Origin of the sequence: Nocardia sp. NPDC058658 (assembly GCF_042716665.1) — a bacterium.
Lineage (GTDB): Bacteria > Actinomycetota > Actinomycetes > Mycobacteriales > Mycobacteriaceae > Nocardia.
This window is the reverse complement of record NZ_JBHXRR010000001.1, coordinates 403,512-415,988: the sequence shown is the minus strand read 5'-3', so window position 1 is coordinate 415,988 and position 12,477 is coordinate 403,512. Positions and strand designations below refer to the sequence as shown.

Annotated in this window: 13 protein-coding genes; 11 read left to right on the top strand and 2 right to left on the bottom strand. The window is 66.8% G+C overall.

All coding sequences use genetic code 11. The features are described from left to right. The first annotated feature begins 53 nt into the window (after nucleotides 1-53). On the top strand, nucleotides 54-1,586 hold the full coding sequence (locus tag ACFWUP_RS01960; RefSeq protein WP_379229802.1) for a DHA2 family efflux MFS transporter permease subunit: 1,533 nt from the start codon (nucleotides 54-56) through the stop codon (nucleotides 1,584-1,586). A 51-nt stretch (nucleotides 1,587-1,637) separates the two neighbouring features. Here ACFWUP_RS01960 and ACFWUP_RS01955 read toward each other — a convergent pair whose 3' ends face one another. After that, entirely contained in the window at nucleotides 1,638-2,069 is a 432-nt protein-coding gene (locus tag ACFWUP_RS01955; RefSeq protein WP_379229800.1) for an SRPBCC family protein, read from the bottom strand. Nucleotides 2,070-2,362: 293 nt separating this feature from the next. Between ACFWUP_RS01955 and ACFWUP_RS01950 the strand changes: the two genes are divergently transcribed. The 10 genes from ACFWUP_RS01950 (at nucleotide 2,363) to ACFWUP_RS01905 (ending at nucleotide 9,804) form a co-directional block, all read left to right on the top strand. Beyond that, nucleotides 2,363-3,739, top strand: coding sequence for a sensor histidine kinase (locus tag ACFWUP_RS01950; protein ID WP_379229798.1), 1,377 nt, complete (start codon nucleotides 2,363-2,365; stop codon nucleotides 3,737-3,739). Beyond that, nucleotides 3,717-4,130, top strand: coding sequence for a roadblock/LC7 domain-containing protein (locus tag ACFWUP_RS01945; RefSeq protein ID WP_379229796.1), 414 nt, complete (start codon nucleotides 3,717-3,719; stop codon nucleotides 4,128-4,130). The genes ACFWUP_RS01950 and ACFWUP_RS01945 overlap by 23 nt, the downstream gene beginning before the upstream one ends. Next, entirely contained in the window at nucleotides 4,127-4,477 is a 351-nt protein-coding gene (locus ACFWUP_RS01940; protein ID WP_379229794.1) for a DUF742 domain-containing protein, read from the top strand. The genes ACFWUP_RS01945 and ACFWUP_RS01940 overlap by 4 nt, the downstream gene beginning before the upstream one ends. After that, a complete protein-coding gene (locus ACFWUP_RS01935) occupies nucleotides 4,452-5,054 on the top strand; it encodes an ATP/GTP-binding protein (RefSeq protein ID WP_379229792.1) in 603 nt (200 codons plus the stop codon). Before ACFWUP_RS01940 ends, ACFWUP_RS01935 begins: the two co-directional genes overlap by 26 nt. Next, nucleotides 5,051-6,256 (top strand): cytochrome P450, encoded by a 1,206-nt coding sequence (locus ACFWUP_RS01930; protein ID WP_379229791.1) that lies wholly within the window; start codon nucleotides 5,051-5,053, stop codon nucleotides 6,254-6,256. The genes ACFWUP_RS01935 and ACFWUP_RS01930 overlap by 4 nt, the downstream gene beginning before the upstream one ends. Nucleotides 6,257-6,337: 81 nt before the next feature. After that, nucleotides 6,338-6,793, top strand: coding sequence for a MarR family winged helix-turn-helix transcriptional regulator (locus tag ACFWUP_RS01925; protein WP_379229789.1), 456 nt, complete (start codon nucleotides 6,338-6,340; stop codon nucleotides 6,791-6,793). Next, nucleotides 6,793-7,170 carry a DUF5313 family protein gene (locus ACFWUP_RS01920; RefSeq protein ID WP_379229787.1) on the top strand — a complete coding sequence of 126 codons (378 nt, stop codon included), beginning with the start codon at nucleotides 6,793-6,795 and terminating at the stop codon, nucleotides 7,168-7,170. The genes ACFWUP_RS01925 and ACFWUP_RS01920 overlap by 1 nt, the downstream gene beginning before the upstream one ends. 37 nt (nucleotides 7,171-7,207) lie before the next feature. Continuing rightward, nucleotides 7,208-8,002, top strand: coding sequence for an N-acetylmuramoyl-L-alanine amidase (locus ACFWUP_RS01915; protein WP_379229786.1), 795 nt, complete (start codon nucleotides 7,208-7,210; stop codon nucleotides 8,000-8,002). A 423-nt stretch (nucleotides 8,003-8,425) separates the two neighbouring features. After that, a complete protein-coding gene (locus tag ACFWUP_RS01910) occupies nucleotides 8,426-9,277 on the top strand; it encodes a carbohydrate-binding protein (protein WP_379229784.1) in 852 nt (283 codons plus the stop codon). Nucleotides 9,278-9,411: 134 nt separating this feature from the next. Continuing rightward, nucleotides 9,412-9,804, top strand: a complete 393-nt coding sequence (locus ACFWUP_RS01905; protein WP_379229782.1) for a hypothetical protein — start codon at nucleotides 9,412-9,414, stop codon at nucleotides 9,802-9,804. Between the two features lie 59 nt (nucleotides 9,805-9,863). Here the strand turns inward: ACFWUP_RS01905 and ACFWUP_RS01900 are convergent, their stop codons facing one another. After that, nucleotides 9,864-12,461, bottom strand: coding sequence for an ATP-dependent Clp protease ATP-binding subunit (locus ACFWUP_RS01900; protein ID WP_379229781.1), 2,598 nt, complete (start codon nucleotides 12,459-12,461; stop codon nucleotides 9,864-9,866). Nucleotides 12,462-12,477: the final 16 nt, after the last annotated feature.

Genomic DNA, 12,477 nt, shown 5'->3' with positions numbered 1-12,477 from the left:
ACGAACAGTAGATTTCACTGGTCAACCGAGCCGAAAAGTGTTTGGCTCAAGCGGTGACGAAACCTCCGGATATCGGCGCCGCCGGGCCCGATCCCACCACTGACAAGCTCGACGCCGCCGTACTCAAGGTGGCGGGCGTGGTCGTCCTCGGCGCGGTCATGTCGATTCTCGACATCACCGTGGTCACCGTGGCGATCCCGACGTTCATGCAGGACTTCCAGGCCACCGTCGAGGTGGTCGCCTGGACCATGACCGGCTACACCCTGGCGCTGGCCTCGGTGATTCCGATGACCGGCTGGGCCGCCGACCGCTTCGGCACCAAACGCCTCTACATCGCCGCGCTGAGCTTCTTCATCCTCGGCTCGGTGCTGTGTTCGATGGCGTGGAGTATCGAATCGCTGATCGCGTTCCGCGTGCTGCAGGGGATCGGCGGCGGCATGCTGATGCCGCTCGGTATGACGATCATGACCCACGCCGCGGGCCCGCAGCGGATCGGCCGGGTGATGGCGGTGCTCGGCGTGCCGATGCTGCTCGGACCCATCTGCGGTCCGATCCTGGGCGGCTGGCTCATCGACTCGTTCAGCTGGCACTGGATCTTCCTGATCAACCTGCCACTTGGCCTGCTCGCCCTCGTGCTCGCGTTCGTCGTGTTCCCCTCCGACAAGCCCAAACCGTCGGAAGCGTTCGACTTCGTCGGCATGCTGCTCGCCTCGCCGGGCCTGGCGCTGTTCCTGTTCGGCGTCTCCTCCATTCCGGAGAAGGGCACCGTGCTCGCCGCGCGCGTGCTGATTCCCGCGATCGTCGGCGCGGTCCTGTTGGTGCTGTTCGTGTTCCACGCGCTGCGCACCGAGCACCCGCTGATCGACCTTCGCCTGTTCGCGAACTCGTCGCTGCGTTACGCGGTGCTGACCATGTCGCTGTTCGCCATCGCCTTCTTCGGCGCGGGCTTCCTGCTGCCCAACTACCTGCAGCAGGTGCGCGGTGAAACGGCGTTCGACACCGGCTTGCTACTGGCGCCGCAGGGCATCGGCGCGATGCTGACGATGCCGGTCGCGGGCTTCCTGGTCGACAAGATCGGGCCGGGCAAGATCGTGCTGTTCGGCGTCACGTTCATCACCATCGGGTTGGCCGGGTTCACCCAGTTGCACGCCGACACGTCGTATCTGATGATCGGCGGCGCGCTGTTCGTGATGGGTCTCGGCATGGGCTGCACCATGATGCCGGTGATGACCGCCGCCATCCAGACGCTCACGCACGGTCAGGTCGCGCGCGGTTCGACGCTCATGAACATCATCAATCAGACCGCGGCTTCGATCGGCACCGCGCTGATGTCGGTGGTCTTGGCCGCCCAGATCAACGACCATCCCGAGGCTCAGCTGGCGATGGCGTCACAGTCCAGACCCGAACTCGCCGACGGGGTTCCGCAGTCGATGATCGACAACGGGCTGGAATTGGCCGCGCGCGCGTTCAGTAATACCTACTGGGTCGCGGTGATCCTCGCCGCGCTGACCTTGCTGCCCGCGTTCTTCCTGCCGCGGACCAAGCCGAAGGCGCCGATCGACGCCGAAGCTGTGGCGTTGGCCTGATCACGAAAGCCCGGGCGCAGACCCACGCGCCCGGGCTCTTCGTGCGGTAGATCAGCCGTAGAGTTTGACGAACGTCTCCAGGGAGCGCTCGATATCGCCGCGCAAGGCCTTCGCGACGGTCGACCCGATCGGACCGAACAGCGGTGCGCCGCCCAGGTCGATGTCGAGGGTCACCTTGGATCCGGTGCCGCTCGGCTCGACGAGCAGGCCGAGGCCGAACTTGGTTCCGCCGATGCCCTTGCCGGTGAGGGCGAGCTTGCGGGGCGGCTCGGCGGTGCGCACGGTCCAGGTGACCTTGTTGCGGAAACCCTTCACCGAGGCGATGCCGACGAGCACGGTGCCCGACGTCAACTCCTCGGGCAGCGTGCCGCGCCACGCCTCGTGAATGGTCAGCCAATCGCCGAGGTGCGGGAGATCGGACGCGTGCGCCCAGGCCTGGTCCGGCGGGACAGGGACATCGACGGAGAGCTTCAGTTTCGCCACGTCGGGATAATATCCGGTACCCGCGGTTCCGTACGGATCGGATCAGGGCATGGTGAGCCATACTATATCAACCGTCCAGTAGTCTGGAGCGTTTCACAGCGCAATCCTGGTGTCGGACAGCACGATCCACGTCGCGATCCGACTTCGTGCTGTTAGTGTGTGCGGGTCGCTGGAACCGGGGCGTGTGAATCGGATATCCGAATCCATTCTTTCGGTGGACGGCGAATGCCTCGGCGGGCAGGCCGGCGAGGGCCACCGGCGAGGTCGTGTGGTCGAGGACTACGAAAGATCTGATGAACTCAGGAATCGCGGTGCTGTTGCTCGTCATCGGTGCGCCGCTGTTACTGCTCGCGATCGCGGTCAGTGTGTTGGCCATGCGCAACGAGCGCCGACAGCGGCAGCGGGCCGATGCCGCCATCCGCGAACGCCTCGCTTGCGAGAACGCGTTGCTGCAGCTGGCCCAGACCACACTGCCCGCGATCACCGCCGCCGTGCGCCGCCACGAGATCCCCTCGATCGCCGTGGATGTGCCGGTGGAACTGGGTGATTCGCAGTTCGGCCAGGCACTGCAGTGGATCGCCACGGGGCATGCCGAGGATCTGCGCGTGGTCACCGAGGAAACCAGGGCGATGGTCGAACGCTACGGCGAGCAGCGCCGGGCGAGCGAGGTCGCGGCCGCACACGAGCAGACCAGGGCGGAGCTCGCGGCCTCGTCGCGGGCGGCCACCAGCGCCGCGGTGCGTTCCTTCGGTACCTCCGTGGTGAGCCTGGGTACCGACCTCGGCCAGGTCGTCAGCGCCGCCCTGCGCGAACACCGTGACGACGCGATCTACGAAACACTCACCCGGATCGACCACACCGTGCAGCAGATGATCCGGCAGGCACAGTCCTATGTGATCGTCTCCGGTGGTCTGCCCGGACGCCGCTGGCCGCAGCAGTCGCTGACCGACGTGGCGGGCGGCGCCACCGGGCGGGTGCGGGAATTCCTGCGCGTGCGCGCGGCCCAGTCCGATCGGATCGTGATCAGCCGCGCCGTCGAACCCCTGGTGCACACGATGGCGACGCTGCTCGACAACGCGCTGCGCTACTCGCCGCCGTCGTCGTTCGTCGAGATCGGTTTCCAGGAAGGCCATCACGGCGTCACCGTCATCATCGACGACGCGGGCATGCGGATGAGTCCCGAACAGTTGGAGGACGCGCGCCTGGTGCTCAGCGGTGAACGCGCCGTCGACATCCACGACCTCGGCCCCGCACCGAAGGTCGGCTTCCCCGGCATCGCGGCGCTGGCTCGGCGCTACGGATTCTCCGTGCACGTCGACGGGCCCAATATCTTCGGCGGCATGCGCGCCATGGTGTACGTGCCGTCGGCGCTGCTGGTGAGCGGAGACGCACCGCGGCTGCCCGAGCCCGAACTTGCCGCGCCCGCGCACATTCCGGTGCCGGTGGCCGAGATCGAGTCGCCCGGCGCCGACGTGCACGAGATCACCAGCGGTGGGCTGCCCAAGCGCCGCCGCCGACCTGTTGCCCCGGATTCGGCGGGGGTATCGACCGAGTCGGCGCCCGCGCGGCCCGACCTCGCCGCTGCCTGGCGCAGCGGATCCCGCAGCGGACGTGCTGCGGCCGAGCGAACCACGGAAGGGAAAGCCGATGAGCACACCGGTAGCCGATAGCACCAATCGATTGGCGTGGCTGCTCGAGGATCTCGAGATCCCCGGCGTCCGCTTCGCGGTGTTGCTGTCCGATGACGGACTGCGCATCGCCCACTCCCGTGGCGTGACCAAAGACGACGCCGAACGATTCGCCGCCGCCGCGTCCGGACTGCGCTCGCTCGGCAAGGCGCTCGGCGAGTTCTGCGGCGGTCCGGCGAATACGGTGCGCCAGAACATGACCGAGTACGACGAGGGCATGATCATGATCACCGCCGCGGGCGCGGGCGCCCTGCTCGGGGTCGCCACCACCGCCGATGTCGACGTCGCGCTGGTGGCGCATCGGATGAACGAACTCGCCTCGCGCGTCGGTCACGAGATCGGCAGCGCGCCCCGCCTAGGCGGGAGGAATTGAGCCGCGGCAGACGCGATCCCGACCTGGTGCGCTCCTATGTGCGCACCGGCGGCCGGGTGCGCGCCGCGCATGACCTGGACCTGGTGACCCTGGTCCGTGCCGTCGAGGACGCGCGCCCCGATCACCGCCCCGACGAGCGTCGCCTGCTGGCACTGACCAGCCGCCGCGGCGCATTGTCGATCGCCGAACTGTCGGCCTATCTCGATCTACCCGCTTCCGTCGTGAAGATCATCGTCTCCGATCTGCTCGACAGCGGTCACCTGCACTGCCCCACCCCGGCACAGGTGAAGCCCGAACTCGCACTGATCAAGGAGGTGCTGCATGGCCTCCGCGCCCTTGCAGGATGAGGTCGACTACGTCGCGGAAACCGTGACCCGGTCGGTGAAGATCCTGGTCGCAGGCAATTTCGGCGTCGGCAAGACCACCTTCGTGTGCGGGGTGTCCGAGATCAGGCCGCTGCGGACCGAGGAGACGATCACCGAGGCCAGCATCGGCGTCGACGACATGGCGGGCTTGGGTACCAAGGTATCGACCACTGTCGCACTGGATTTCGGCCGTCTCACCCTGAATCCCCAACTGGCGCTGTATCTTTTCGGCACGCCGGGACAGGAGCGGTTCGCCCCGCTGTGGGAGGAGCTCGCGCGCGGGGCGCTGGGCGCGCTGGTGCTCGTCGACACCCGGCGCATCGAGAAGGCCGACGACGTGCTCTCGGCGCTGGAACAGCGTGGCGTGCCGTATGCGGTGGCGGTGAACGAATTCGAAGGATTCCGGCGCTATCCGCTCGAGGAGGTGCGCGAGGCACTCGACCTCGCCCCCGAGACGCCGGTGATCGCACTCGACGCACGACGTCGAGATCAGGGCCTGCGCGCACTGATCACGTTGGCGGAGTACCTCTTTCGCAGACAGGAAGCAACAGCGTCATGACGGTCGATATCGCCGCCGACGAACGGGTGGCGATGTGGGCGCCCGAATTCGCCGCCGACCCGCAAGCCGCCTACCAGCGGATGCGCAGCCGGTTCGGTTCGGTGGTGCCGGTGGAACTCTCGCCAGGCATCCCGGCCACGCTGGTGATCGGCTATCGCACCGCCGTACGCATCCTCAACGATCCCGAACACTTCCCGGCCGACCCGCGCATGTGGGAACGCGACATCCCGCAGGACTGCCCGGTCCTGCCGATGCTGCAGTTCCGACCGGCCGCGCTGCGCACCACCGGCGCTGAGCACACCCGGTACCGGCAGGCCAACGTCGCCGGGATCGCCGGGGTCGATCTGTACGCGATGCACAGCACCGTCGAACAGTTCGCCATCCCGCTGATCAACAGCTTCTGCGCGAACGGATCAGCAGACCTGTTGAGCCAGTACGCTTTTCCGTTGGTGTTCCAGGCGCTGAACTCGATGCTCGGCTGCACGCCCGAGATCGGGCAGCAGGTCGCCACCGGGATGGCACAGATCTTCGAGGGCGACGACGCCGAAGCGGGCAACAATCTGCTCGCCTCCGCGCTGGCGGATCTGGTCGGCCTGCGCCAGCGCGAGCCCGGTGACGATGTCGCCACCCGCCTGCTCCACCATCCCGCGGCCCTGTCCGACGAGGAAATGGTGCACCAGCTGCTGGTGCTCTACGGCGCGGGCATCGAGCCCATGCTGAACCTGGTGGTCAACACGTTGCGGCTGATGCTCACCGATGATCGATTCGCCGGAGATGTGCTCGGCGGCAGTCTGTCCACCCGCGACGCGCTCGACGAGGTGCTGTTCACCGACCCGCCGCTGGCCAATTTCTGCATGACCTACCCGCGTCAGCCGATCCTGGTCGAGGACACCTGGCTGCCCGCGCACGAACCGGTTGTCATCAGCATGTCGGCCTGCAACAACGACCCGGCCATCGCCGGGCGCGACGTGGTCGACAACCGGGCCCACCTGGCGTGGAGCGCGGGTCCCCACGGCTGCCCCGCCAAACCGGTGGCCTACCTGATCGTCCAGGACGCCATCGACCAATTGCTCGATGCCCTCCCGGAACTGACCCTGGCCGTGCCCGTCGAGGAGCTGGTGTGGCGGCCGGGCCCGTTCCACCGGTCGCTGGCGGCGCTGCCTGTGACGTTCCCGAAGACACCGCCGCTGCCGATGCCTTGATCCTCTCTGAGACGCCACTAATAGTTATTGCACTAACTATTAGTGGCGTAATAGTGTGTGAGCAAAGGAAGGTGGTGGACAATGCAGGAGCTGGACGACCCGTTGCGGCTGGACCGGCAGGTGTGCTTCGCCCTGGCGGTGGCCAATCGATCGGTGCTGGCGGTCTACCGGCCGCTGCTCGAACCGCTCGGCCTGACCCACCCGCAGTATCTGGTGATGCTGGCCCTGTGGGGTGAGACGCCGATGTCGGTGAAGGCACTCGCGGAGGCGATCCAGCTCGACTCCGCGACGCTCTCACCGCTGCTCAAGCGGCTCGAATCCGCGGGCCTGCTCACCCGCCGCCGCGATCCGCACGACGAGCGCACACTGCACATCGACCTCACCGAGGCGGGCCGAGACCTACGCGAACAGGCCGAGCGGATCCCGCCCGCCGTCGTGGCACGCCTCGGCGTGAGCCTGGCCGATCTGGAACAACTCCGCGACGCCCTCGGCCGGGTGAACGCGGCCGCCCGGCGCGCATCCGAGGTGAGGCAGTGATGAGCAACCCGACCCCGAACCTCTGGCAGCGCGTTCGCTACGTCACCGGCGGCACCCTGCCGCCCTCGATGACGGACTGGGTACTGGCCGACCTCACCGGCCCCGGCGCGACCCGCCGCTATCTCATGCGCTTCCTGCTACCCGTACTCCCGGTGCTGTGCCTGTTCCTGCTGGTACCGGGCCCGCTGTGGATCGGGCTGTCGATGATGGCACTGCTGTACCTGCCCCTGGTCTACTTCACCGTGGCATTGGTCTACGTGTACCGACGGCACCGCCTGGCCAGCCACGGCCTCGATCCCGAATTGGCCGACGAGCCCGCCCGCCGCCGGGCCGACGCCGAGCGCATCGCCTACGAGAGCCGACACCACCGCGGCTGAGTCGGCCGCCGTTGCGAGGGTGTGGCACGGTGACGGGGTGCGACCCAGCCTGTTTCTGACCGCCTGCCTGCTCGCGACGACAGCGTTGTTCGCCGGCTGCGCCTCCACCACCACGGATGCGCACCCGACGACGTCGAGCGTGACGGCCGTTTCCTCGGAGAGTGCCGTGCCCACTTCGCCTGTCGTTTTCCGGACCGTTGTTCTCGATCCCGGTCACAACGGGGGCAATGGCGACCATCCCGCGCAGATCAACGCGAAGGTGCCCGACGGGCGTGGTGGGACCAAGGCGTGCAACACCACCGGTACCTCGGCGGCGAGTGGGTATGCCGAGCACGAGTTCACCTGGGACGTCACCCAGCGGGTGCGCGATTTGCTCGCCGCACAAGGGGTGCGGGTGATCCTCACCCGTGCCGATGACAGCGGTGTCGGGCCGTGTGTCGACGAGCGTGCCGCGATCGCGAATCAGTCGGGTGCCGACGCTGTGGTCTCGATCCACGCCGACGGCAATACCGGTGCGGGCGCGCACGGATTCCACATCGCCTATTCCGAACCTCCGCTGAACCCGGTGCAGGCCGAGGAGGGGACGCGGCTGGCGATCGCGCTGCGCGATGCGATGGTCTCCGGTGGCGCGGTGCCGTCGACCTATGTGGGGTCGGCGGGGCTGGATCCGCGGGCGGATCTGGCGGGGCTGAACCTGGCCGAGCGGCCGAGCGCCCTGGTCGAATGCGGGAACATGCGCTCGGCGACCGACGCGGAGCTCATCGAGACCCCGGCGGGTCGGGCCCGCTACGCCGAGCTCATCACCGCCGGAATCCTGGCCTTCCTCGGCTGACTCCACCGCCGGCCGCCGGCCGATTTTGGAGGAGTCGCGCAAAGTTCGCCGCGCCCGCTTCACAAGCCTCCCAGAGCTGCCGGTAAGGAGTCTTGTTGTCGACATGGACAGCTATCGCAAACACCGGGCAAATCCACGCACCCGCGTCAGCTGGCGGTTTAACCAGTCGTTTGCTCCGTATTGAAACCGGTTGGTCCGGTACGTGGTTGTTCGCCGAATTCGCACAATTGTGAAACCGCCTGCGAATACCGGCCGGTAGCAGTATTTTTCGCTACTACAGCGGTTGACTGTTGATCTTCGCCGCCCTAATGTTCGTCATCACAGTTCGATATCGAAGTGTTCAGTGTCATCGCTCGAAATGTTTCCCCGGACGGCAAGCCGGCCCCTGCCGTCCTCCGCGTGCGTTTCCAAGGAGTATTGATAGTGAGAAGTCGAATTCTGTTCTTCGCTGGCGCAATGGCGTTGGCGCCCATGGTCACCGCACTGGTGCCCGCCGCGACTGCCAATGCCCACGGCTGGGTGACCGGACCTGCGAGCAGGCAGGAACAATGCGCCCGCGGCCTCGTTCCCTGCGGTGCGGTGAAATACGAACCGCAGAGTGTCGAGGGCCCGAAGGGGCTCACCAACTGCAGTGCGAACAAATATCCCGAGCTCGATGACGACAGCCTCGGCTGGGTTCCGCAGAAAGTCTCCGGCAGTGCGACTTTCACGTGGAAGAATACCGCGAACCATCGCACACTGAATTGGGAATACTTCATCGGTAATACGCGAGTTGCCGTATTCGACGGCGCGAACGCACAGCCCGCAATGGAAGTGACGCACACCGTCGATTTGTCGAAATATTCCGGCCGTCAGAAATTGCGTGCGGTCTGGAATATCGGCGATACCGCGGCGGCCTTCTACAGTTGCGTGGATCTCGAGATCGGTGGCGGCGGCACCCCGCCGACCACGACCACCCCCAAGCCCACCACGTCCCAGTCGGCCACCAGCGCTCCGGCCACCACCACGCCACCCGCGACAACCACGAAACCCCCGGCCACCACCACGCCACCGCCTGCCACCACGACGAAACCGCCCGCGACCACCACTCCGGGCCACGAGCACCCGACCACCACGGCCGCGCCCGCCGGGTCGGCCTGGCGCCAAGGCGCCACCTACGCGATCGGTGACAAGGTCACCTACCAGGGCGCCACCTACAGCTGCAGGCAGGCACACACCGTCCACGACCCGAACTGGACGCCGCCGAACACACCCGCGCTCTGGTCGCGGATATAGCGCACGACGAGGCCGACGAGTGGGAAACGGTTTGTGTGTTCTCCCACAATCGGTCCCCGGATGGGGTGAGGATGGGGATCGACTCGCCGGCCTCGCGTTCGGCCGGCCCCGCATCACAAGGACGTGAGAAGAATATGAGTGATAGGAAGACAGCCCTAGCCGTCGCGGCGATCGGGGCGGCAATGCTGGCCACGACGGTCGGCGCCCCCACCGCCTCGGCCGGTGTCTCACAGTTGACGGTCAAGCCCAATATCAGCGTCGGCTCGTCGACGAACTACGGCACCGGGTGCTCGCATCAGTTGCTGGCCCGGCTCAGCGTCGGCATCGATCCTGTCGCGTTCTATGACAACGGCGCGCTGCTGGCCGTGGTCGCCCCGACCGACGGTATGGCCATGTTCAACTGGGTGCCGTCCTATGCCGGGGCGCACACGATGACCGCCGTCCAGGACGGCATCGCCAACAGCGTGACCGTCTCGGTCGGCAGGGGCTTCCTGTTCGGGTATGCCTGCATCGTCACCGGGGGCTGATCCTGAGCGACAACTGTGGCCCCGGTTCTCGCGAACCGGGGCCACAGTCGTTCGATCGGTTACTTCGACGCGAGTTTCTTGTCGTCACCCTTCTTACCCGCGGCCTTCTTGGCGGGCTTCTTCGCCGCCTTCTTCGGCGTAGGCGCGGGTTCGGACCCGTTGGTCTCGGGCTTGCCCGCCGAGTTCGCCGCGGTGACGACCAGATCGTCGCCTGCGGTATCGACCTTCACCGTGCCGCCCGGCTCCAACCCGCCGTCGAGCAGCAACCGCGAGATCCGGTTGTCGAGCTCGCGCTGGACCGTGCGACGCAGCGGGCGCGCACCGAACTCGGGCTGAAAACCGCGCTCGCTCAACCAATCCACCGCGGATTGCGTGATGTCGAGCTCGACGTCCTGCGCGGCGAGCATGCGTCGGGTCCGGTCCAGGATCAGCTCGACGATCTGCTCCAGCTCCGCCTTGTCGAGGCGGTGGAACACGATCTGCTCATCGATCCGGTTGAGGAACTCGGGCCGGAAGTGTTGGCGCAGTAGTTCTTCCAGCTGCGGCACGATCGAATCGAGGTCGCCGGGGGGTGCCTCGAGAATGATGTGGGAACCGATATTGGACGTCATGATCACGATCGTGTTCTTGAAATCGACTGTGCGGCCCTTGGAATCGGTGACCCGCCCGTCGTCGAGCAACTGCAGCAGCACATTGAATACATCGGGGTGGGCCTTCTCGACCTCGTCGAACAGGATCACCGAATAGGGCTGGCGCCGCACCTTGTCGGTGAGCTGGGCGGCATCGTCGTAGCCGACATATCCGGGCGGTGCGCCGACCAGCCGCGAGACCGTGTGCTTCTCCTGGAACTCGCTCATGTCGAACCGGATCAGCCGGTCCTCGTCACCGAAGACGGCCTCCGCCAACGCTTTCGCCAGTTCGGTCTTGCCGACACCGGTGGGTCCGAGGAACAGGAACGACCCGATCGGCCGGTTGGGATCCTTGAGTCCGGCGCGCGCCCGGCGCACCGCTTCGGCGATCGCCACGATCGCCTCGTTCTGCCCGATCACCCGCTTGTGCAGGACATCCTCGAGCTGGAGCAGCTTGTGCTTCTCCTCGGCGGTCAGGTCGGCCACCGGAATGCCGGTGCGCTTGGAGATCACCTCGGCGATGTCGACCACGTCGACGACCGGCTCCGAGGCGGTCGCGCCGGACTCTTCGAGCTCGGCCTCGGCGGCGGCGATATCGGCCTTGATCGCCTTGGCCTTCTCGTAGTCCTCGTTGTCGACTGCGGCGTCCTTCTCCCGGTACAGCCGCGCGATCGCCTCGTCCTTGGCTTTCACCTCCGGGTCGGGGGTGCCCGACCGCAGCCGCACGCGCGCACCCGCCTGGTCGATCAGGTCGATCGCCTTGTCGGGCATGAATCGGTCGGTGATGTAGCGATCCGAGAGCTGCGCGGCCGCGACCAGCGATTGGTCGGAGTAGCGCACCTGGTGGTGTTCCTCGTACACATCGGCCAGCCCGCGCAGGATCTCGATGGTGTCCTCGACCGAGGGCTCCGAGACCATCACCGGCTGGAACCGGCGTTCCAGCGCGGCGTCCTTCTCGATGTACTTGCGGTACTCATCGATGGTGGTCGCGCCGACGACGTGCAGGTCACCGCGGGCGAGGGCGGGCTTGAGTAGGTTGCCCGCGTCCATCGAGCCCTCGCCGCCGCCACCCGCGCCGACGATGGTGTGCAGTTCGTCGATGAAGATGATCAGTTCGTCCTTGTGCGCGCGGACCTCGTCGAGGATCTTGGTCAGCCGCTCCTCGAATTCACCACGGTACTTACTGCCTGCCACCAGCGAACCGACATCGAGCGCGATCACCTTGCGGTCGGCGAGGGTGACCGGCACGTCCCCGTTGACGATGCGCTGGGCCAGCCCCTCCACGATCGCGGTCTTACCGACACCCGGATCACCGATCAGCACCGGGTTGTTCTTGCGCCGCCGCGACAGGATCTCGATGGTCTGCTCGATTTCCTCCGCGCGCCCGACGACCGGGTCGATCAGACCCTCGCGGGCTTCGGCGGTGAGGTCGCGACCATATTCGTCGAGGGTGGGTGTGTCGGATTCGGGCTGCTGACGCTTCGACGGCGCGGTCGCCATCGGGGTACCGGGTGCGGGCACGCCGCCGCTCTGGGTGGCCGCGATCCCGGCGACCAGCGCCTGCGCTGCCACGCTGTCCGGCAAGGAGGCGATGCCGAGCAGGATGTGCTCGGGGCCGATGTAGCTGCTACCCGACTGGGCGGCCTGGCGTTGCGCCGCGCGCAGTGCGAGCTTGGTGGCGGGGCTGAGGGTGATGTCGGCGAGGTCGTCCTCGCTGGGCTCGCCGGTGTCGAGGTAGTCCTCCATCTGCTCGGCGACCTGGTCGGGATCCAGGCTCAGTTCGGCCACGATGCTGCGCCCTGGCTCGGCCTCGGTGGCCGCGTAGAGCAGGTGCTCGGGAGTGATTTCGGGGTTGCCCCACTCCTGGGCCGCCTCACGGGCGGTACCGACCAGCAACTTCGCGTTGTCGGTCATCAGCTTGCCCAGATCGATGCGCTGTACCGGCGGCTTCGACGACATTCCGGAGCCGAAAAACCGCTGGAAGATGTCGTCGAAAGGATCTCGAGAGCTCGGCCAACTGGCTGTCATGTCCACACCTCTTCGC

Bases quoted from the DNA above. Each gene is read 5' to 3' on its own strand.
- ACFWUP_RS01950 (WP_379229798.1), top strand. From the start codon at position 2,363: ATGAACTCAGGAATCGCGGTGCTGTTGCTCGTCATCGGTGCGCCGCTG.
- ACFWUP_RS01945 (WP_379229796.1), top strand. From the start codon at position 3,717: ATGAGCACACCGGTAGCCGATAGCACCAATCGATTGGCGTGGCTGCTC.
- ACFWUP_RS01935 (WP_379229792.1), top strand. From the start codon at position 4,452: ATGGCCTCCGCGCCCTTGCAGGATGAGGTCGACTACGTCGCGGAAACC.
- ACFWUP_RS01930 (WP_379229791.1), top strand. From the start codon at position 5,051: ATGACGGTCGATATCGCCGCCGACGAACGGGTGGCGATGTGGGCGCCC.
- ACFWUP_RS01925 (WP_379229789.1), top strand. From the start codon at position 6,338: ATGCAGGAGCTGGACGACCCGTTGCGGCTGGACCGGCAGGTGTGCTTC.
- ACFWUP_RS01920 (WP_379229787.1), top strand. From the start codon at position 6,793: ATGAGCAACCCGACCCCGAACCTCTGGCAGCGCGTTCGCTACGTCACC.
- ACFWUP_RS01905 (WP_379229782.1), top strand. From the start codon at position 9,412: ATGAGTGATAGGAAGACAGCCCTAGCCGTCGCGGCGATCGGGGCGGCA.
- ACFWUP_RS01900 (WP_379229781.1), bottom strand. From the start codon at position 12,461: ATGACAGCCAGTTGGCCGAGCTCTCGAGATCCTTTCGACGACATCTTC.